Annotated in this window: 15 protein-coding genes; 8 read left to right on the top strand and 7 right to left on the bottom strand. The window is 61.6% G+C overall.

Going from position 1 to position 20,079, the window contains the following annotated elements; translation table 11 throughout:
- Window positions 1–9 precede the first annotated feature (9 nt).
- Together L0V05_RS19975 and L0V05_RS19970 are read right to left on the bottom strand one after the other, a co-directional pair.
- A complete protein-coding gene (locus L0V05_RS19975; protein WP_234873263.1) occupies window positions 10–2,475 on the bottom strand; it encodes a tetratricopeptide repeat protein in 2,466 nt (821 codons plus the stop codon).
- A gap of 91 nt (window positions 2,476–2,566) precedes the next feature.
- Window positions 2,567–3,256: a sugar transferase gene (locus tag L0V05_RS19970; RefSeq protein WP_234873262.1), complete on the bottom strand. Its 690-nt coding sequence runs from the start codon at window positions 3,254–3,256 to the stop codon at window positions 2,567–2,569.
- A gap of 510 nt (window positions 3,257–3,766) precedes the next feature.
- On the opposite strand from L0V05_RS19970, the gene L0V05_RS19965 reads away from it, so the two are divergent.
- The 4 genes from L0V05_RS19965 (at window position 3,767) to L0V05_RS19950 (ending at window position 8,572) form a co-directional block, all read left to right on the top strand.
- On the top strand, window positions 3,767–5,101 hold the full coding sequence (locus L0V05_RS19965; RefSeq protein WP_234873261.1) for a right-handed parallel beta-helix repeat-containing protein: 1,335 nt from the start codon (window positions 3,767–3,769) through the stop codon (window positions 5,099–5,101).
- 169 nt (window positions 5,102–5,270) lie between these two features.
- Window positions 5,271–6,167, top strand: a complete 897-nt coding sequence (locus L0V05_RS19960; protein WP_234873260.1) for an ExeA family protein — start codon at window positions 5,271–5,273, stop codon at window positions 6,165–6,167.
- Window positions 6,164–7,708 (top strand): GumC family protein, encoded by a 1,545-nt coding sequence (locus L0V05_RS19955; protein WP_234873259.1) that lies wholly within the window; start codon window positions 6,164–6,166, stop codon window positions 7,706–7,708. Before L0V05_RS19960 ends, L0V05_RS19955 begins: the two co-directional genes overlap by 4 nt.
- 15 nt (window positions 7,709–7,723) lie before the next feature.
- Window positions 7,724–8,572 carry a CpsD/CapB family tyrosine-protein kinase gene (locus L0V05_RS19950; protein WP_264757845.1) on the top strand — a complete coding sequence of 283 codons (849 nt, stop codon included), beginning with the start codon at window positions 7,724–7,726 and terminating at the stop codon, window positions 8,570–8,572.
- Between the two features lie 104 nt (window positions 8,573–8,676).
- On the opposite strand, the gene L0V05_RS19945 is transcribed toward L0V05_RS19950, so the two are convergent.
- Window positions 8,677–9,330 (bottom strand): VPLPA-CTERM sorting domain-containing protein, encoded by a 654-nt coding sequence (locus tag L0V05_RS19945; protein WP_234873258.1) that lies wholly within the window; start codon window positions 9,328–9,330, stop codon window positions 8,677–8,679.
- Between the two features lie 489 nt (window positions 9,331–9,819).
- On the opposite strand from L0V05_RS19945, the gene L0V05_RS19940 reads away from it, so the two are divergent.
- Window positions 9,820–10,812: a glycosyltransferase family 2 protein gene (locus tag L0V05_RS19940; RefSeq protein WP_234873257.1), complete on the top strand. Its 993-nt coding sequence runs from the start codon at window positions 9,820–9,822 to the stop codon at window positions 10,810–10,812.
- Window positions 10,805–11,713, top strand: coding sequence for a glycosyltransferase family 2 protein (locus L0V05_RS19935; RefSeq protein ID WP_234873256.1), 909 nt, complete (start codon window positions 10,805–10,807; stop codon window positions 11,711–11,713). The genes L0V05_RS19940 and L0V05_RS19935 overlap by 8 nt, the downstream gene beginning before the upstream one ends.
- On the opposite strand, the gene L0V05_RS19930 is transcribed toward L0V05_RS19935, so the two are convergent.
- Window positions 11,635–12,699 carry a DUF6492 family protein gene (locus L0V05_RS19930; RefSeq protein ID WP_234873255.1) on the bottom strand — a complete coding sequence of 355 codons (1,065 nt, stop codon included), beginning with the start codon at window positions 12,697–12,699 and terminating at the stop codon, window positions 11,635–11,637. The genes L0V05_RS19935 and L0V05_RS19930 overlap by 79 nt on opposite strands.
- A gap of 140 nt (window positions 12,700–12,839) precedes the next feature.
- A complete protein-coding gene (locus L0V05_RS19925) occupies window positions 12,840–13,751 on the bottom strand; it encodes a glycosyltransferase family 2 protein (RefSeq protein WP_234873254.1) in 912 nt (303 codons plus the stop codon).
- 23 nt (window positions 13,752–13,774) lie between these two features.
- Between L0V05_RS19925 and L0V05_RS19920 the strand changes: the two genes are divergently transcribed.
- Window positions 13,775–14,884: an acyltransferase family protein gene (locus tag L0V05_RS19920; RefSeq protein ID WP_234873293.1), complete on the top strand. Its 1,110-nt coding sequence runs from the start codon at window positions 13,775–13,777 to the stop codon at window positions 14,882–14,884.
- Window positions 14,885–14,920: 36 nt separating this feature from the next.
- On the opposite strand, the gene L0V05_RS19915 is transcribed toward L0V05_RS19920, so the two are convergent.
- Window positions 14,921–17,566: an AMP-binding protein gene (locus L0V05_RS19915; protein WP_234873253.1), complete on the bottom strand. Its 2,646-nt coding sequence runs from the start codon at window positions 17,564–17,566 to the stop codon at window positions 14,921–14,923.
- A 301-nt stretch (window positions 17,567–17,867) separates the two neighbouring features.
- Here L0V05_RS19915 and L0V05_RS19910 point away from each other — a divergent pair, with 301 nt between their 5' ends.
- Window positions 17,868–18,938, top strand: a complete 1,071-nt coding sequence (locus tag L0V05_RS19910) for an acyltransferase family protein (protein ID WP_234873252.1) — start codon at window positions 17,868–17,870, stop codon at window positions 18,936–18,938.
- Between the two features lie 217 nt (window positions 18,939–19,155).
- On the opposite strand, the gene L0V05_RS19905 is transcribed toward L0V05_RS19910, so the two are convergent.
- On the bottom strand, window positions 19,156–20,079 hold a 924-nt coding region (locus L0V05_RS19905), incomplete at its 5' end, for an SGNH hydrolase domain-containing protein (protein WP_264757844.1).

The raw sequence follows: 20,079 nt of genomic DNA, 5'->3' as shown, positions 1-20,079 counted from the left end.
GTATGGCCGTCAGGGGCTGGTCGACCCCGACCCGCCCTGGATCGCCGCGCCCGAGGAGAGCTTTTCCAACTGGGCCTTGGCATCGGCGAATTGCGGCTGCGGGCTGTTGCCGGCGAGCTGGAGCGCCAGCTCGAATTGCCGTTTCGCATCCTCGGGCCGCTTCAGCGCAAGATAGGCCATGCCGAGATGATACTGGGTCAGCGCGTCCTGCGGCAGGCCCTTGGCGGCGGGCTCGAGACTGCTGAGCGCTTCTTCGTAATTGCCGCGGCGGTATTCGATCCAGCCATAGGTGTCCTGGAAGGCCGGAACCTGCAGACCGCGCAGACGCCGGGCGATGGCATAGGCACGCTCGAGGCTTTGCGGATCGTCATTGTAGGAGGCGATCAGGCTGGCAAGGTTGTTGGCCAGCACCGTGTTGCTGGAATCCTTGGCATAGAGCGCCTCGTAGATCGCGATCGCGCCGGGGATGTCATTGGCCTTTTCCAGCTCTCCGGCCTTCATCACCTGAAGCGTGGCCGAGTCCGGGTTGGCGGCAAGGGCGCTGTCGAGCGCGGCCGAAGCCTCGTCGGTCTTGCCCTGCCACATCAGGAGCGCATAGAGCCCGCGCACCGGCTGATCGGCTTGCGGAAATTTCGCGATCAGCGCCTGATAGGCGGCAATGGCATCGTCGGGCTTGTTCTCGAGCACGTAGAGCCCGGCATTCAGAAGCTGGAGCTGCGCATCGTCCGGCGTTTTGGCAAGCTGCTGGTCGAGATAGTCGCGCGCCGCCTGAAGATCGCCGCCGCGCACCTTGGTCTGGACGATGGTCGCCACGGCGGCGTTGTCGGCCTTGCCGCTGTCGATCAACCCCTGAAGGAAGCCGATCGTCTCGTCGGTCTTTTCCTGGCGCAGCATCAGGCCGGCCTCGAGATTGTCGGCGGCCTTGTTCGCCTCGGGCGTGCCGATCGCGCGAAGCTGGCCGATCAGGGTCGAGGCGCGGGGCCAGTCGCTCTGGCGCATGCGGATATCGGCCAGAAGCACCAGAAGGCCGACATTGCCCGGATTGATCCGGAGTGAGTCCTCGAGCGTGGCCGCGGCCGGATCGAGCCGGTTGTCGGCGATGAGGAAATTGGCATAGCGCAGGCTTTCCTGCACGCCGCCGCCCGACACCTCGACCGCGAGCGCATAGCGTTCGCCGGCCAGTTCGCGGCTGCCGTCGCGTTCATGGGCCTGGCCCATCAGCGTCAGGATCTCGGGGTCGCGCGGGCTCTGGTCAAGTGCGGTGCGGAGCGTCAGGATCGCATCGCCCGGCTTGTCATCCTCGATGAGCCAGACGGCGCGCATCTTCAGCGCCTCGACATTGGTGGGATCGTCGGTCAGCACCTCTTCCACGCGCGCGCGCGCGCCCACGGTATTTCCGGTGGTGACCAGCATCTGGGCGAGCGCCAGCTTCATGTTGCGGGTCTGGTCGGAGGAGGGCGCATCCTTCAGCAGCGTCTCCATCTCGGCGATGGCGGCGGCCTGATCGCCGCCCGCCTCGAAATCGAGCGTGGCGAGGCTCGCGCGGTAGAGGCGCTGGTTGGGGTCGTTGAGCGCGATCAGGCGGTTCAGCTCGGCCTTGGCCGCATCGGTGCCGCCGGTCTGGCGCAGGAACTGGACAAGCGTGATCCAGCCAGCCGTATCCTCGGGCTTCTTCTCGGCCTGCTGGCGCAGGATCGCTTCTGCCCCGGCATTGTCGCCCTGCTGGATATACCAGGCGATCAGCAGCTTGCGGACATCCTCGTTGTCGGGAAAGTCCTCATACATCGATTTCAGCTGTGCCCCGATGCCGTCCTGATCCTGGGCCAGGGCCAGGAGCCGGAGCTTCTGCATGTTGAGATCAAGCCGGTCGGGCGTGATCGCCAGCGCTGCGTCGATCTGGGCCAGGGCGCCGGCATCGTCCTGATGGTTGGTCAGGTAGTCGATCACCACCCGCCGCGCGATCAGGTCATTGGGGTTCTCGGCCAGCACCGCCTGGGCCTGTTCCTCGGCCGCCTTGGCATCGGCATCGTTCTTGTCGAGCAGCGCCTTGCGGTAGTTGAGGGCGGCGACGACGCCGCGCGTCTCGATATTGGCGGGATCGAGTTTTTCCGCCGCACGGCCATGACGTTCGGCCTCGTCCCACTGGCCATTCTCGACCGCCATCTCGGCCAAGGCGAGCCGGGCCTCGAGGGTGTCGGGATATTGTTCGATCAGCCGCAGATACTGGCTGTAGGAATCCTGCAGCTGCCCACGCTCGCGCTGGATGCGGGCATAGGCCAGCCGCGCCTCCTTGTGCTGGCCGTTCAACTTGAAGACGTTGCGGAATTCGACGAGGGCGCGGTCGACATCGCCGGCCTCGAGCAGCGCCATCCCTGACTGGTAGTATTTCTCGGCACGCTCCTCGGCGCTGTCGCAGGCCGAAAGGGCAAGAAGGGAGGCGAGAAGAAGCGGCTTGATGAAGGGCAGGGGACGCAAAGGGGAATACTCTTCCTTGAGGAGGTCGCTCTTATCATGCGCATGCTCAGCCGCCGGAGCAACAGCTCCGTCCCCTGCGGCCGATCACGCGTTAGTGGCCGGTTCCGCGCAGCACCACCCGGACGGTGGCGAAGAGGAGGCCAAGATCGGTTCCGAGCGACAGCTTGCGGTCATAGGTCGCATCGAAACGCGCCCGGTCCGCGAAGGAAGACTCGTTGCGTGCCGAAACCTGCCAGATGCCGGTGATGCCCGGACGCAGGGCGTAATAGGCCTGTCCCGGATAGAGCGGCGCCTGTTCCGGCAGCATCGGACGCGGGCCGACAAGGCTCATGTCGCCCTTCAGCACGTTCCAGAGCTGCGGCAGCTCGTCGGCCGAGCATTTGCGCATGATCCGGCCAATCCGGGTGATGCGCGGGTCCTTCTTGAGCTTCTGGCTGTGATCCCATTCGGCGCGGGCCGCAGGATCGGCAGCCAGATGCGCCTCGAGCTTGGCATCGGCGCCGGGAACCATGCTGCGCAGCTTCCACATGGTGAAGACGCGCCCGCCCTGGCCCACGCGCTTTTGCGCGTAGAAGGGCGAATGGCCATCCAGCGCAACGCAGATGGCCATCAGAAGGATCAGGGGGAGGGTGATGAAAGAGGTGGCGAGCACCGCGAGGACATCAAAGCCGCGCTTGAGACCACCGCGATAAATCCCCCGCCGTGTGCCGGGATGCGTCGTAAGGCCCGGAACACGGACCGACTGCACCTGCTCGACAAGGTCAGGATAATGAGCCGTCATTCAACTGTCTCGCACTCGTTCGAGAAAATTCTTGTGTAATCAGAAGTTTGCAAGCGATGCAGCGTTGAGGAATTGCGTTCGTCCTGGATGTTGAAAGGGCGCAGCATCAGATTTCGACTTAACACTTCTTTAGCCGGAATCGCAATGAAAATCCCGTAAACATTCCGGGTCGCGACAGGGACTCGCGGCCAAAACAAGCAATGGCTGACCGCAAATCACGAATGATTGTTTCCAGTTTCGCGGTAATTATGAAGCCAGGGTTTTTTTGTCCGCAACGGTGGGATGATCTTAATCAACCTGCTGTTAAGACTGCCGAGTTCGGGTGTCGGCGGGCTCGAATCGATGCTAGATTGGCGACAGCTTTTGCCCGAGACGGAAACTGGTTCACACAAGAGGCCATGGCCCCCGAAATGTCGCAAACCTGCCACGCGCTAGCCTTGCGGGATTGATGTCTTGAAGCGGAAACAATCCCGCGGCTCTCGCGGGTCCCGCTGTCCTAGGAGTTTCTTGATGCGCCTTCGTCCCTACCTGCTTGCGACCGGGCTGATCCTGTCGGCCGGTGCGCCCTCTCTCGCCGCTACCTACTATGTTGCCCCCCGCGATGCGACGCCTTGCGCTTCGCCGACCGGAGCGAAGAGCTGCCCGTTCTCCACTCCGGACGCGGCCATGTCCAAGGCCCAGGCCGGGGATACGATCCTGCTAATGGACGGGGATTACGACGGCTGGGAAATCTCAGCCGAGGCCCCCGCCACGCCGATCACCATCCGCTCGCAGAACGGCAAGAAGGCCCGGCTTGAGTGGATCCGTGTCACGAACGGGAGCCAGAACCTCATCCTCCAGAACCTGAGCCTGTGGCCGAGCAATCCCGATACGGCCGGAGCGACCAGGATCAGCGTGAGCGAGTCATCCCAGATCATCATTGACGGCATGGATGTCAGAAGCGCCGAGGATGCCGCAGACTATCCCACCTGGGATTCCGATACTTGGGCCAACCGGAACATCAAGGGTGTCCAGACCCGCTTCGGCTCCAATGTCACGATCCGCAACTCGTCCTTCATGGGCCTGGGATTTGCGGCCGTGCTGCTGCAAGACGGCGATGTCTTCGAGAACAACCAGATCCGCGGTTTCTCGATGGATGGCCTGCGTGTCCTGGGCGACGACACTGTCGTGCGCGGCAACCTTATCACCGACTGCGTCCGGATCAACGCCAACCATCCGGACGGGATGCAATCCTGGTCGCAGGGTGGCAAGCCTGTGAAGAACTTGGTGATCGAGGGCAACGCTATCATCGAATGGTCGAACCCGGTCGAGAGCGCCAATAGATGCCGCCTGCAGGGTATCGGTTTCTTCGACGGCTGGTATGACAACATTAGCATCGTTAACAACGTGATCTCATCGACAGCCTATCATGGCATCGCTATCGTTGGCGGCCGCGGCGTGACTATTGTCAACAACACGGTCGTCAACACTGACGGTGCAAAGGTAGGCTATCCATGGATCAGGGTTGCCCATAGGAAAGATGGGGCACTTTCGCGCGATGTGACGATAGTTAACAATATCGCGATGAAGGTTTCGACCGTCACCGGCATTGTCAACAAGGTTGTCTCAGACAACTCTGTCATCGTCTCTCCGTCAAAAGTGCTGACAGATATTACAAAGTTCGATTACCGCCCCAAACCTGACAGTGGCTTCATCGATACGGGGAATGAGAGTTTTGCCCCGCCGGTTGACCTGCGCAACTACAAGCGCCCTGCCGGAGATGGCCCGGATCGCGGAGCCTACGAGACGGGCAGCGCCCAGGTCTCGGGCAGCGAAGCAACGGCCGCGATGGCGCTGACCAACTGACAATCGCCGCCTCCCGATCCTGTCGGGAGGCGGTTCCTTTTCCCCGTTCGGGGGCCTGGACGCCGGCTTGAAGAATTTGGAGGGTGCCTTCCCTCGCAAAAAGACGATATTGCAACCTGCATTGCCCTGCCCTGAACCACTTTCGGACATGATAGATCGGTAGAAGTTCATGGCAGGCAAAGAAGGCAGGCTTGGCGCGCGCGAGATGGGCAGTTCCCTCGATATCTACAATGAGCATTTCGGGCTCAGGGAACGGCCGTTTTCGCTTCAGCCCGATCCTGACTTCATGTTCTGGTCGCCCATGCATCGCTGGACCTACACGATGCTGGAATATGGGCTTCTGACCAAGGCACCGATCACCCTCATCACCGGCGAGGTCGGTGCGGGCAAGACCACGCTCCTGCAATACCTGCTGCGCTCGCTCGGCGAGGATATCAAGGTGGGCCTCGTCTCGAACGCCCAGGGCGACCGGGGTGAGCTTCTGCGGTGGGTGCTGATGGCGCTCGGCTGGCCCGCCGATCCGAACACCTCCTATGTCGATCTCTTCGCGCAGTTCCAGGCGCGGCTGATCGAGGAATATGCCCAAGGGCGCAGGGTGCTCCTGATCTTCGACGAGGCGCAGAACCTCAACCGCTCGGCGCTCGAAGAACTACGGATGTTCACCAACATCAACACCAACAAGGATGAGCTCCTGCAGCTTCTGCTCGTCGGTCAGCCGGAATTGCGCGACATCGTGCTCCGGCCCGACATGACGCAGTTCGCTCAGCGGGTTTCGGCCCATTTCCACCTCAACGCGATGGACGAGGCGACGGTGCGCCATTACATCGCCCACCGTCTGAAGGTGGCCGGCGCCAAGACGGCGCTCTTCTCTATGGCGGCGAGCGAGCTGATTTATCAGGCAACGGGCGGGGTTCCGCGACTTGTGAACCAGCTCTGCGATCTTGCGCTGGTCTACGCCTTTACCGGCAATAACAAGCGTGTCATGCGAGTAACGGTCCAGCGGGTGCTGGACGACGGGGTCTTCTTCGGGGGAGGGGCCCGGCGAATAGAGAGACAGGCGGAATGAATTTCGATCTCAAGTTCTACTTCTCGCGCTTCCTCCGGCGCATCCATTATTTCGCGATCATCGCGGTAGCGGTTTCGGCCATCGGCATCACGCTGGCCTATATCCTGCCACCCTCCTACGAGGCGCAGGCGACGCTTCTGGTCGAAAGCCCGCAGATCCCCGGCGAACTGGCGGCCTCCACCGTTTCGGCGAAGGTAAGCGAGACGCTCAAGATCGTGCAGCAACAGCTCTCGACCCGAGCCAACCTGCTCGACATGGCGCGCCGGCTCAACATCTACAAGAACATGCCCGGCATGACCCCCGACCAGATCGTGACGGACATGCGCAACCGCATCCTGGTCAAGCGGTCGGGCAGTTTCGTGACGATCTCCTTCTCGGCGGCCTCGGCGCAGATGTCGGCGGAGGTGACGAATGACATCGTCACCCAGATCCTGCAGGCCAGCGTGGCGATGCGCAGCCAGGCCTCGGGCCAGACACTGGAATTCTTCGACCAGGAGGTCGCCCGGCTGAACGAGGACATGGCCCGGCAGAGCCAGAAGATCCTCGAGTTCAAGCTCGCCAACAAGGACGCGCTGCCCGACAGCCTGTCCTACCGCCGTGCCCGCCAGGATTCCCAGCAGGAGCGGCTGACGCAGCTTGACCGCGACCTGACCGACCTGAACGAACGGCGCTCAAAGCTGATCGATCTTTTCAACCGGACTGGCCAGGTCGGCGAGGTGAGCAACGAGCCGCGGAGCCCCGAGGAGAAGAAGCTGCAGGATCTTCAGCGCCAGCTCGCCACCGCGCTTCTGGTCTATGCGCCGGCGAACCCCAAGATCAAGGTGCTGCAGGCACAGATCACCCAGCTTGAAGGCGTGGTCGCCCAGCAGATGGGGGCGACGCAGGGCGAGGGGCAACCCTCGGCTTTCGATATCCAGCTCTCGGACCTCGACACGCAGATTGCCGCGAAGGTCGAGCAGAAGAAGCAGATCGAGGCCGAACTCGAACAGCTCAAGACCTCGATCGACGCGACGCCGGCCAATGCCATCGCGCTTGACGTGCTTGACCGCGACTACAAGTCGATCCAGCTGCAATACAGCCAGGCGCTCGAACGCCAGGCAACGGCCGCGACCGGCGACCGGATCGAGGCCATGTCGAAAGGCCAGCGGATCACCGTGATCGAACAGGCGACCGTGCCGGGAGCCCCGACCAGTCCGAACCGGCCGCTGATCGCCGCGGCCTCTGTCGGCGCGGGCATGGGCCTCGGCCTGGCGGTCGTGCTGCTGCTCGAACTGCTCAACCGCTCGATCCAGCGACCGAGCGACCTGTCTTCGCGTCTCGGCATCCAGCCCTTCGGCGCCGTGCCCTATATCCGCACCGCGCGCGAGACGACGGTCCGGCGCACGGTCATCTCGCTCGGATTGCTGCTGGGGCTCATCGGCATTCCCGCAACGCTTTATGCGATCCATGTCTTCTATCTGCCGCTCGATCTGCTGATCGCGAGACTGATGGACAAGTCCGGCATGGCGGGCTTTGTGGCCACGCTCGGCTCGGCAACCTGAGGAAGGAGACAGAAGATGGAACGCATCCAGTCCGCCATCAGCAAGGCCCGCGCCGCCCGCGAGGGCAAGGTTCCCGGAACCGCCGCCGCGCCGCAAGCCGCGACCCAGCCCGGCAGCCCATCTCCCGCAGCCGCGACCGGGACGGCCCCTGCCGCCTGGGACGCCCTCTCGGAAGTAGTGATCCCGTCCAAGGTGCTGGCCAAGCACCGGATCGTGACCAACATTCCCGGCCCGGCCGCGACGGCCTTCGACGTCATCCGCACGCGGGTGCTTCAGCAGATGCGCGCCCAGGGGTGGAAACGCCTGGCGATCACCTCACCCGACCCGGCCTGCGGCAAGACGATGATGTGCCTCAACCTGGCCTTCAGCCTGGCCCGCCAGCCGGAACTGCGCACCGTGGTGGTCGAGCTTGACCTGCGCCGCCCGTCGATGGAGCGGACGCTCGAGCTGCAGACCCGCCACCAGTTCTCCAAGACGCTCGACGGCGGGGCGGATGTGGCAGATCATCTGGCCCGGGTGCGCGGCCTCAACCTGGCGATCGCCACCAACCATGCCGCGGTGCGGAACTCGGCCGAACTCTTGCACGCGCCGACGGCTGAAACCACTTTGGCCGAGATCGAGCGGCGCTATGCCCCCGACCTGCTGATCGTCGATCTGCCGCCGACACAGGTGGGCGATGACGTGATGGCTTTTGCCCGGCGGGTGGATTGCGTGCTGATCGTTGCGGCAGCAGGGGCGACATCGATCGCCGAGGTCGATCATTGCGAGCGCGAACTGGCGGCGCAGACCAATGTCCTGGGCGTGGTGCTGAACAAGTGCCGCTATCTCGACAAGCACCAGAGCTACGACGCCTATTCCTACTGACCACCGACAGGCTGCGGGAGAGACCCTCTCGCATCGCCGGAGGGCAGAAAAGCAAAAGGGCCGGGAAAATCCCGGCCCTTCGCTTTTGTCGAGATCCGGAAGGATCAGGCCTTGCGACGACGCACGGCAGCCAGACCGCCCAGACCAGCGAGCAGCATCAGGCCAGCGGCCGGAACCGGAACCGCGGCGATGTTGCCGAATTCGAAGGCGTTGCGATCGAAGGGATCGACCTGCGAGGAGAACTGCACGCCGTCGAACTTCACGCCGGTGATCGAGATCCACGAGGTCGGGCCTTCGGTGGTGACCGAACCGCTCGCGGTGCCGCCAAGCGTGCTGCCGTTGATGCGCAGCACTTCGACACCGCCCAGGGTCAGAACGAGGTCGTTATAGACGTCCGGCGAACCCCAGAGCATGCTGAAGGCGGTGCGGATCGACTTGAACGCCAGGATGGCCGGCGAGTTGACCGGATAGTCCTCGTCGTTCTCACGGCCTTCGACGAACCAGTAGCCGGTCGTGTCATCGCCATAGGGCGACTTTGCAACCGAGCCGCCGACCTTCGGGTCGGAGTCCGACTTGATGACGCCGTAGCCCAGATAGGGCGCCGAGACGACGGAGGTGCCGCCCGGCAGGCTGAGCGAGCCAGATTTGAGGCTGGCGATGTCCGGCGAGCTATCGATGGTGACGGTCGCAGCCTGGGCGCCAAGCGCCGCAACTGCACTGATGCCCGCGGCAAGAGCGATCGATTTAATCATTCCCATGTTGTTCACACTGTTCCAAATGGTTGCGTTGGCCTGGTTATCCCGAAGCTCGGGTCCCGCCTCATTCTTAACATATTGTCGCCATCAGTCCTAACAGAAAACGGCATTTCGAAGGCGCATTCTGCAGCACAGCAAAGATGTGCCTCCAGCCCCGCGCACCACCACCACAGGTTGTGTCTGTAGCCGTGGACGAATTATCGCGCTCCCCCAGCAGATTTTGTCGCGGCTGCGTAAACAATGCGGCAGAAATGCGGCAGAAATTTTCTGACGTTTTTTCGAGACCTTCCATGACGGGCGAGAAGGACCACTTCCCTTTTCCCGCCAGGGGCACGCCGTTTCTCGCCGATCACGACCTGTTGATTCGGCGCCCGGCGCGGGGGGGGCCACCTGCCGCCAGAAGCGTGGTGACTTGATCTGAAAGTCGCTTTCCCGTAAGGAGATTAAGGGGGATGCGAGAGGTTTTGCTGCGTTGCGGCAACTCGATCTGGAATGCACGCGATGCCACAGCCCGACCCCATCCCGATGCCGGTTTCCCCGCCTGTCCGCCCGGTCGTTTCGATCCTCGTCATCAGCTACAACACCCGCGAGATGACGCTGGACTGCCTGCGCTCGGTCAGGGAACAGACCTCGGTTCCCCATGAACTGATCGTCCTCGACAACGCCTCTTCCGATGGCTCTGCCGCCGCGATCGCCGCCGAATTTCCCGATGTCATGCTTCTGGCAGAGCAGGTGAACCACGGTTTTGCCAAGGCCAACAACATCGCCGCGACACACGCGAAGGGCGAATATCTGCTGCTCCTGAACCCCGACACCGTGGTGCTGGACGGGGCGCTGGACAAGCTCCTCGCCTTCGCGCGAAAGACCCCGGAGGCCCGCATCTGGGGCGGGCGCACCGTCTTTGCCGATGGCAGCCTCAACGCCGCCTCCTGTTGGCGGCGGATGACACTCTGGTCGGTGATCTGCGGCACGACCGGGCTGAGCGCCGTGTTCCGCAACACGCCCTTCTTCAACCCCGAAGGCTATGGCGGCTGGGACCGCTCGACCGAGCGGCAGGTCGATATCGTGACGGGCTGCCTCTTCCTGATCTCGCGCGCCGACTGGGACGCGCTTGGCGGCTTCGATCCGGTCTTCTTCATGTATGGGGAAGAGGCCGACCTCTGCCTGCGGGCCGAGGCGCAGATCGGCGCCAAGCCCCGCGTCACGCCCGAGGCGGTCATCATCCATTACAACGGCGCCTCGCAGCAGGTCCGCAGCGACAAGATGGTGCGGCTCCTGCGCGCCAAGCATGACCTGATCCAGCGCCACTTCCCGGCCTGGCAACGCCCGATCGCCTCGGCGCTCTTCGCGCTGCAGCCCGCGGTGCGCAGCCGCGCCTTCGCGCTGATGTCGCGGCTCGGCCTGCGCAAGGGGGCAGGGGAACAGGCCCGGGTCTGGGGCGAGATCTGGGACCGGCGCGCCGAATGGCGAATGGGGCATGTCTGAACCCATGCGGATCTCGGTCGTCATCCCGCATCTGAACCAGCCCGCCGCGCTGGAGCGCTGCCTGCGCTCGGTCTGGGAGGGGACACGCCGCCCCGACGAGGTGACCGTCGTCGATAACGGGTCCGGCGAGATGCCCGAGGCGGTCTGCGCCGCCTTTCCGGGCACGAAGCTACTTCAGGAGCGCACGCCCGGCCCGGGGCCGGCGCGCAACCTTGGCGCTGCGGTCAGCAGCGGCGATGTCATCGCCTTCATCGATGCCGATTGCGTCGCCGATCGTGGTTGGGTCGCCGCCGTGGCCGAGACCTTTTACGATCCCACGGTGCAGATCGCCGGCGGCGACGTGCGGGTCGGTGTGGCCGACCCCGCGCATATGACCGAGGTCGAGGCCTATGAAAGCATCTTCGGCTACCAGATCGAGCGCTACATTCGCGACATGGGATTCACCGTGACCTGCAACCTGGCGCTGCGCCCGCCCGTGCTGCAGGCGGTCGGCCCCTTTGCCGGCATCAAGATCGCCGAGGATCGCGACTGGGGCCAGCGGGCCACCGCCCTTGGCTATCGCATCCGCTATGTGCCCGAAATGCGCATCTTCCACCCGGCGCGCAGCGACTTCGCCCAGCTGACCAAGAAATGGGACCGGCATATGGGCCATGACTTCGCCGAGGCCCGCGAACAGCCGCGCGGCAGATTGCGTTTCCTGATCAAGACTTTGGCCATGGCGCCCTCGATCCTAGCGGAACTGCCGAAGGTGCTGGCCTCGGATAGGGTCTCGGGCGCCGGCAACCGCTGGCGCGCCTTCCTCGGCCTGGCCCGGATCCGGCTTTACCGGGCGGGCAGGATGGCCTGGCTGGTGATGGGCGGCGACCCTGCAAGGCTTTCGGGGGCCTGGAACCGCTCCTGATCCTCGGGCGCGGGATCCGGCACCGGGAAGATATCGCGGAACCTCTCGCCGGGCTTCAACAGCCCCGCCTTGTGCCATACCGCCTCGAGCCGGGCGGCCTGCCCGGGGGGCAACCCGCGGATGCGGGCACGATGAACGCCGAGCATCGTCTCTTCCCCCGCCTCGGCCCGGGCCAGCAGGCGGTCGACCTCTGCGGCCGGGGTCGAACGGAAAATCGTGCCCGAGGCGAAGAGCCCTTCGGCGAAAAGTGCCTCTCTCGGCGCGATGAAATGCTCGGCCGCGGCGTGGATCAGGAAGAATTCGGTCGCAGCGCTGCGCCGCTTGAGGAAGAACAGCTCGACCGGCCCGACCCGTGCCTCGATCGCGGCCAGCACCTGGCGGAACATGTCCGCCGGCAGCACGCAGGGCGTGACCGTCGGGGGCAGGAGTGTTCCCTGCACTGGCGGCGTCAGACCAAGCGCGGCGTAAGAAGCGCGGATCCAGCGCCAGCGCTCCTCACCCTCGTGCCGCTGCAGCCGCGACCGCGGGCGACCATCGGCCGCGACCAGATCCGCCACGACGACCGGTTTGAGGAAATGGTTCTTGGCATCGAGGATCAGCACCATGGGTGCCGTGACGGCCCGCGCCGCCGCCAGCTTCAGCGCCTGCTGCACGACCCAGCCGCGATTGCCTTTCCACCCGCCCTCCCGCCGTCGCCCCGGCAGGCGCAAGGCGATCTGGTGCAGACGGTCGATCCCGCGCGCCCGGGTGGTGAGCAGATCGGCCGGGCGCAGGAGGCAAAGCCTGTCGGCATGAGGGCCGTATTCGGGGCGCAGCGCCTCGATTGCCCGCAAGCAGGCCGCCTCATCCGCATCGTTCACCACGACAAGGATGCGGTTGACCAGATCCGGCGGGAAGAAGGCGGCAAGCGACCGGGCCTGCAGGCGCAACAGGTCGATTTCACCCGAGAAGCAGATCGTGAGAATGTCGAAGGACGGCTTCTGCATCTGACAACCCGGAACCAGTCACGACAGGGGTCGGTTCGACCTCCTCAAGACTTCGCACGGTGTTGCTTAATAGGAAGTTAATAGCTTCCGTCAGATTTGATTATCCCGACAATGTCGCCAATATAGGCAGTTTCCTAGGATCATGCCGTCCGTGCGAACAATCCCTGTCCCGCCAGCCAGGCCGACAGCAGCCAGAGCCTGGCATCGAAGGGAGAGAGCTTCCGCGCCTCGGCCAGCGCCGCCCGCGCGCCCGTAATGTCGCCCAGCCGGCGCCGCTCGCCGGCGATCGAGCGGTAATGTCGGGACAGCAGGGCAGGCCGCTCCTTCAGCAGGTCGAGGTTCTTGGCCACCACCCGCTCGCGGGCGAAGGCGCGCTTCTGCCGCGACTTCGTGATGCTGTTGTCCGAGAAATACTGCCGCACCAGCGGCTCGTCGACGAAGGCGAAGGGACCAAGCCGGGCCAGCCGCAGTACGCAGTCCCAGTCGACCAGCGCCGGCAGGCTTTCGTCGAAGCCGCCCACCTGTTCCAGCAGGTCGCGCCGGGCCACCAGCGTCTGGGTGCTGATGAGGCTCTCGCCCAGAAGCGTATCGAGGATATCGCCCTCGCGCGGACCGACTTCCGGCCCCGGATGGTAGCGTTCCGACCCGCCCGCGCTGCCCGCCTCGGCAGTTCCGACGATGACCATGCCGCAATAGGCGCCGACGCAATCCGGCCCCGCGGCGGCAATGCGCGCCATCTGCTTTTCCAGCTTCTCGGGCAGCCATTCGTCGTCGCTGTCCTGAAAGGCGACCCATCTGCCCCGGGCCTCGCGGATGCCGGTGTTGCGGGCGGCGCTGACCCCGCGGTTCTGCGGATGGACAACCAGCCGGAAGCGCGGATCGGTGATCCCCGCCAGCGCCTCGGCCGTGCCGTCCGAAGACCCGTCATCCACGACGATCAGCTCGAAATCGCGGAAGGTCTGCCCCAGCACGCTTTCCACCGCCGCGCGGATCGAGGGCGCCCGGTTGAAGGCGGGAATGACAGCAGTGACGAAAGCGGCAGGATAGATCATCGAGGTTCGAAGCCTTGACCATTGTGGACATAAGACAAATCATGCTCTGTCAAGACCAAACCAAAATTATCCGCATCGAGACAACTTCTATCGTCACATCCAAGACCATGCTCGGAACAAAAATGCAACGAATTACATGGATAGACAACGCAAAGGCCATACTGATTTTCTTGGTTGTTCTTGGCCATTTTCATTACGTCTATGGTCCAATCTACGGCAAGAGCATTATCTATGCATTTCATGTTCCAGCTTTTCTCTTCATTACGGGTTTCCTTCTGCCAAATGATTTCCGCTTTATCGGCATTCAGGGCCTCCTCAGACGCTGGATTGGACCATACCTGCGCGCCTACGTATTTTTTAGCTTAATAGCTATTACGATTTGGTGGGTTGGCTCTATCGTGGCCCATCGTAGCCTGATATCTCCCTTGCCAGCGGTTTGGGGCTCATTTTATGGGGTGGCAGGACAGAAGAATGGACTTGTGCATCAGAACCAACCACTGTGGTATTTCCCTTACCTAGTATCTTCAATGATAGGAACTTGGTTAGCGGTCTACATATCGTCACGCTTAGGAACTATCTTTGGCTGGGTAGTAATCCTTGCTTACGCTTCCGTGGCTTTTCTCTATCACGGACCTAGGTTACCTTGGGACATCGAGATCGCCGGCACAGGAAGCGCCATGATATTTTTTGGATATCAGTTTCGCCAGCACTACGAATCGCTAGCGTCCTTTGTTGAAGCGCCGCGCGCAGCTATAGCAACCTCCATCGTAACCATTTTACTTCTTGTCGGAATCTCCATCCTAAATGGCCCTACAAACATAAATGGAGCGGAATTTGGCAAGAATGGTCTACTCTTTCTTCTCGCAGCGCTCTCTGGATCGGTTGCAACCATGTCTCTTGCTGCGCAGATTCCGGCCACCCGCCTAGCGCGGAGCATTTCGTTCAATACGTTGACTATCTTTGCCTTGCACATCTACTTGGTGCGCGTTGCTTCTGCTCTGCCTCAACCTTCAGATGAAATCGCCAAACAGATAGCGATCTGGTTCTCAGCTGCCGCTATCGTCCTGTTATGTCTGCCAATCGCATTACTGCTGCAGCCAGTGCTTCGACGTTGGGTCTTCTTTCATTCCTGACCTCACCTTTGGAACGCACTGCTTGCAGCCAGGACTTCACCTCATACCCGAGAACCGGCTGTCTGACCGGAGACTGCGCCGTCCTAGCACTCCTGTAACAAGCCTCGTCGCACCGCGGTCAACACACTCGAAGATCTTTTTAGAGGCAAGCGCAGCAATGAATGATAATATAATTGCAAAAATCATTCTTATAGGCTGCGGCATTTTCAGTCCATCGAGGCTATATATAACTACTTCGTGCAAGAGATAGACGAAAAGCGTTACTCCTGCAAGCTGCTGAATTTTTCGAGACCAACCTATTGGAATCTCTACTGTTGGATTTATTGCTAACAGTATTACTGTTAAGGTTAGAAATAATGCAGGGGCAGTTCCATCTGAGATTTTTGTAAAGATAAGCAAAGTTGTTATGGCTAAAATGCATGTGATTGCTGTTTGCAGATTTCCTTTCGCCTTTTGTATCATCCAACCAATGACGAAGATTGGCAGACATTCCACCAGGCCGCGAGTTGGGTAATGCAACAATGGGAAAATCGCAATATTATCTTTGTCAATCATGCCAGGTAGCAAGGTGAGAGCGGATGTGAGAGCAAGAAGCGGTAGCATTGCAAGCATAGCCATTCGCCATGGTGACCTCCCCAATTCCCTTCGAATAGGCCCTATTAGGGAGGTTAGCATTAGTATTGCAACAATCTGAACATAAAGGCTTACAAACCAGTAGACAGTCAGTAATGATCCTTTTGGCCAAAGTTCATAGTTTCCATATAGTAGGATGCTGCTGTTCGGCACCTCTTTGCGAAACATTCCATAGGCCAGTAGCAACATGAAGTATAACGGAACGATGGGGTATAGCATCCTCCATGCAAGACGCAGTGCTTTGCCCTCTATGATCAAGTGAAATTGGAAGCGAGCTGCGGAATAGCCCATTATAGCGATTAGCATCCATACTCCACCGTAAAGCGGATAGTCTGTTGCATGCTGGCCAACCACCAGACAGATTGCGAGAAGCCTTAGCACAACATCGATGCCGATGGGTGTCCGCTGCGCTGACGAAGGGCTGATGGGATCAAGAGCCTCAAGTTGTTCAAGACTCATGGTCTCCCAGCCGTTCGGTGCGTGGCCAAGCCGATGCTCTAGCGCCATCTGCATCTGCAGATAACTGAGCGAGTCACCACCGAGGGTCGCGAAGCTGTCCTTTGGGGTGACTGCCGGGCTGCGTGTTGCTGCCCTTAGCGCCTCGGCAATGGTTTCACCTTTCTGCGCTTGCTTTTGATTTCCAGCTTCAGCCAATACCTCTGATGCGATTAGTCGGAGTGTCTTGTGGTCGGTTTTTCCCGATGTGAGTAAAGGTGGCTCCTTCAGGTATCCTGTATGGATCACAGCTAGCGGCAGTTCGTATTTGGCGGCCACAGCTTCTCGAGCTGCCGTGCCTTGTCCATTTTTCTCGTGTAGAATCACAAGGTTGTCGTCGACAGTAACTGCATGCGCAGGGATACCACTGTCACACAAGAAGGCTTCGATTTGGTCTAGGCTAAGTCTCAGTCCGAATAACTTCACGAAGCGTTTGAGCCGTCCAACAATGCGAAAAAGGCCAGCATTTGTGAGCTCTGCGATGTCGCCAGTTCGGAGCTGATCAACTTCCGGATTGCGAGCAAGATCCTCTCGTGTTTCGGCATAGCCCATCATCACGTTGGGCCCTTCATAGATGAGTTCGCCGGGAATGCCGGGGCGGGTGATTTCTACCCCGGCCTCATCTTCCAGCCTCAGGTGACCTCCCGGGATAGCACGCCCAATTGTGTCGGCGGCGCCGGGCAGCGCTTCTGGTGGAACATAGGAAATGCGGGGGGCGGCTTCGGTCTGACCATACATCAGAACAAGGTCCCAGCCCGCCTTGATGCCCATCGCGTGAAAGCGGCGCACAGTCTCGGTCGGAAGCTTTCCGCCAGCTTGTGTAATATAGCGCAGCTTAGGCAAATCTCTCTCTGAGAAGCCATTGCGATCAAGGAGATCAAACTGGTGTGGCACCAGAGCTAGGCTTGTAGCATCGTGGTGGCTGAACTCCCTCCAGAAGGCCGGATCAACCACAGATCGCTCGGTAAGGATCAGAGCCGCCCCTGACGCTAGATAGGAATTCAGAACGGAAAGGCCGTAGGAATAGAACATGGGCAATGTCGTCATTGCCCGATCAGTTACGGTTATAGCTAGATACTCGGCAATCGATCGCGCATTGCTGTCGATGTTCCGCGCCGAAAGTCTGACGAGCTTCGGATCACCCGTGCTGCCAGAGGTAGACAGGAGAAGGCGTAAGTCTGGGTGCGGATCAGCCGCCACAGCGGGCGCGGCGTTTTCGCTGGCGACCAGCGTTCCTAGGTGCTCGGCTATACGTATTTCTGGCTGCCAGCGATGCTGAAGTGCAGAACTGGTAGCCAGTTGCCCCGGCTCAAGGGCGAGCACCGGCAACTCCGCTTGCAATGCCCCCAGATAGGCGGCAACTGCTTCTACCCTCGTTGAGAATTCGAGTGCCACTATTGGCCGCCGACCGGCAGCCATTTCCAAAAGTTGTTTCTTCCAGTCTTCTGCCAATGTCGCCAGCATTCCATAGCTGACGGCTGGATGTCCCGGGACGATGAGCGCAGGTGCTTCCCTCGGGACATTCTGAAGATCCCAGAACACATTCATCGACATATGATCGTCCAGTCAGTTCGTCGCAAATTGTCGTCAGAGTGTTATTGCCTTACACCCCAAGTCGATGGGCAGGCTCATGCCGCGCCGCAGAATGACACGCCAATACCAAGGGGGCAACGTCCGTCTGATAGCCTGACATGACGATGCTTGCGCTCCTCTCTGCGCGGCATATACACACCCTCTTGGACAAATTTTTGGCACCACCACCGATCATACTAGGCTTACAGATATAGTCTTTCTGCTGCTTCAGCAGTCCGTGCTTGAAGTGGGATTGAACGCGCAGGACAGGAGCAGGACCACCTTGCTGGCAGCAGTGCGTAACCCGAAACTGGCCGAGGTGGCCCGCGGGCGTGACAACAACCTCAACCTCATCCGGGCGCTCGCCGCGACGGCGGTGCTGGTGTCGCATGCCTATCCGCTCAGCCTCGGACCGGGAGCAGCCGAGCCGCTGGAGGGGTTCTTCGGCAAGTCGCTCGGCTCGCTGGCGGTCGACGTCTTCTTCGTGATCTCGGGCTACCTGATCGCAGCGAGCTTCGCCCGGTCGGAAAGCCTTGCGCAATTCGTCGCCGCCCGTGGCCTGCGCCTGTTTCCGGGCCTTCTGGTCTCGCTCCTGCTCGTCGCGCTGGTGATGGGGCCGGCCGTCACCTCGCTGCCGCTGGCAGAGTATTTCCGCGACCGGGAGTTCCTGGAATTCGTGCCGAAGAACATGCTTCTCGTCTCGCCGGCCTACGAGCTTCCCGGCGTGTTCGAGACCAATCCCTATCCGGCGGTCGAAGGCTCGATCTGGACCCTGTTCTATGAAGTGGCCTGCTATGGGGGCATCTTCCTGATCGGCATCGCCGGGGCCTTCCGCGACCGGCGGCGGCTGTTCGTCTTCCTTGCGGGCTTCTACCTCGCCTGGGCAGCCTATCACTTCGCGGGCCTCGACCTTCATCCGAAACTCGACAGCCTGCACCGCCTCTCGCTGCCCTTCGCGATCGGGACGACCTTCTATGCCATCCGCGACCGCATGCCCCTGTCGCTGCCGATCCTGGCGGCTCTGGCGCTCCTGACCTGGCTTGCCCATGGCACGACCGCCTTCCCGCCGGTCCTGGCTCTGGCGATCGGTTACGGCACCTTCTGGCTGGCCTTCATCCCGCGCGGCGCGATCCTCGGCTACAACCGCATCGGCGATTACAGCTACGGGATCTATGTCTATGCCTTCCCGCTACAGGGCCTGGTCATCTGGCTCTGGGGGCCGATGGGCCCGGGGCTGAACATCGCCCTCGCCCTGCCGCTGACCCTGATCTGCGCCGTCCTGTCCTGGCATCTCATCGAAGCGCCAGCGCTCGAGATGCGGCGGCGGTTCGGGGCGGCTCGGGCGAGGGGATAAGGGTCATGTATCAGGGTGGCCGCCCTTAAGGGGGGGCCAGTTCCCGCCGGTCAGACTCGATGCAACAATTCACAACCTTTTATGGAGCCAGTAGATATCAATTACAAAATGATTTCCGAGATTTGCACCCTATCATCCCATCATTGGCATATCCTGATCTTCGAGGCTCCGTGACGCTCTTCCGTTCAGGCGCGAGCCCGCGAAGCGGAAGTTCCGGCTACCACTCATGCCCCGTCACAGCCTCCACTCCAAGCAGCGGCAAGATCGCTTTCGCCACGATCCCGGCCCCTGCGACGGACATATGGTGACTGTCGAAGTAGAACGACAACCCATCCTTTCCGGCGAAGCAGGTCGTGTCGTCACAGACAAGCGGCGTTGTGTCCAGAACCACATGCCTCGCCAGATTGGGTGCCATCACCTTGTCGAAGACCGCCCTGCGGGCCATCCATTCCTGCCGTGATCGGCCGGGAAGGATGGTGGCGTCGCCGGCACCCGAATAGGTGATGATCTTGTGAATGTCGCTTGGCAAGGTTGGCATCTGCGTGACGTAGATAACATGCTTGGCGCTCGCCAACCGATCGAGGATCGCACCGAGCGCATCCGTGATCGCCGCCTCCTCGACGGGGTGATCCCCCCCCACCCATGTTGCAACGCTATAGCTCACCACCACATGCGTGATGGCCGGGTCTGCCAGAATGGACGCAACCGCTTCTTCTGTCCAAGGCCGGCAATAGTCAGGGTCAGAGGGGGCCCCAAAGGCCGGGGGACAACCGGAAATCGTTTGCTGCTCGACCCCGATGCCAAGGGGGCGCAGCGCTTCGGCCAGGGCATAGGAGAGTTCGACCCCGTGGCTGTTTCCGAGGACGACGACCTTCGGTGGCAAGCCGAACAGATGGCAGGCTTCCCTGGGTGATCGATAGTCTGGTCCTGCGGTATGGCACGCCTCACGAAACGGACTGCTCGCCGCCGTCTCCAGATACTGCGCCTGCATCTGGCTCGGCGCGAAGCGTGCCGGAAAGCCATCCCGCACCACACCCATGCCGCCGATCGCCGCGACGATCAGCGAGGCCAGCGCCATGGAGGCGAACAGCGGCCTCCGCCGCGGCAAGAGGGGGGCTCGGCCACGGAAGGGCTGCTCGAC

Source organism: Alitabrizicola rongguiensis (genome assembly GCF_021491355.1).
In the GTDB taxonomy this organism is placed as follows: domain Bacteria; phylum Pseudomonadota; class Alphaproteobacteria; order Rhodobacterales; family Rhodobacteraceae; genus Aliitabrizicola; species Aliitabrizicola rongguiensis.
Note: the sequence above shows the minus strand (reverse complement) of the source record. Positions and strands in the feature narration are given on the sequence as shown.

What these genes read in the sequence shown, in the direction of transcription:
- L0V05_RS19970 (WP_234873262.1), bottom strand. Translation starts at nt 3,256, where the DNA reads ATGACGGCTCATTATCCTGACCTTGTCGAGCAGGTGCAGTCGGTCCGT.
- L0V05_RS19965 (WP_234873261.1), top strand. Translation starts at nt 3,767, where the DNA reads ATGCGCCTTCGTCCCTACCTGCTTGCGACCGGGCTGATCCTGTCGGCC.
- L0V05_RS19960 (WP_234873260.1), top strand. Translation starts at nt 5,271, where the DNA reads ATGGCAGGCAAAGAAGGCAGGCTTGGCGCGCGCGAGATGGGCAGTTCC.
- L0V05_RS19955 (WP_234873259.1), top strand. Translation starts at nt 6,164, where the DNA reads ATGAATTTCGATCTCAAGTTCTACTTCTCGCGCTTCCTCCGGCGCATC.
- L0V05_RS19950 (WP_264757845.1), top strand. Translation starts at nt 7,724, where the DNA reads ATGGAACGCATCCAGTCCGCCATCAGCAAGGCCCGCGCCGCCCGCGAG.
- L0V05_RS19945 (WP_234873258.1), bottom strand. Translation starts at nt 9,330, where the DNA reads ATGGGAATGATTAAATCGATCGCTCTTGCCGCGGGCATCAGTGCAGTT.
- L0V05_RS19940 (WP_234873257.1), top strand. Translation starts at nt 9,820, where the DNA reads ATGCACGCGATGCCACAGCCCGACCCCATCCCGATGCCGGTTTCCCCG.
- L0V05_RS19935 (WP_234873256.1), top strand. Translation starts at nt 10,805, where the DNA reads ATGTCTGAACCCATGCGGATCTCGGTCGTCATCCCGCATCTGAACCAG.
- L0V05_RS19930 (WP_234873255.1), bottom strand. Translation starts at nt 12,699, where the DNA reads ATGCAGAAGCCGTCCTTCGACATTCTCACGATCTGCTTCTCGGGTGAA.
- L0V05_RS19925 (WP_234873254.1), bottom strand. Translation starts at nt 13,751, where the DNA reads ATGATCTATCCTGCCGCTTTCGTCACTGCTGTCATTCCCGCCTTCAAC.
- L0V05_RS19915 (WP_234873253.1), bottom strand. Translation starts at nt 17,566, where the DNA reads ATGTCGATGAATGTGTTCTGGGATCTTCAGAATGTCCCGAGGGAAGCA.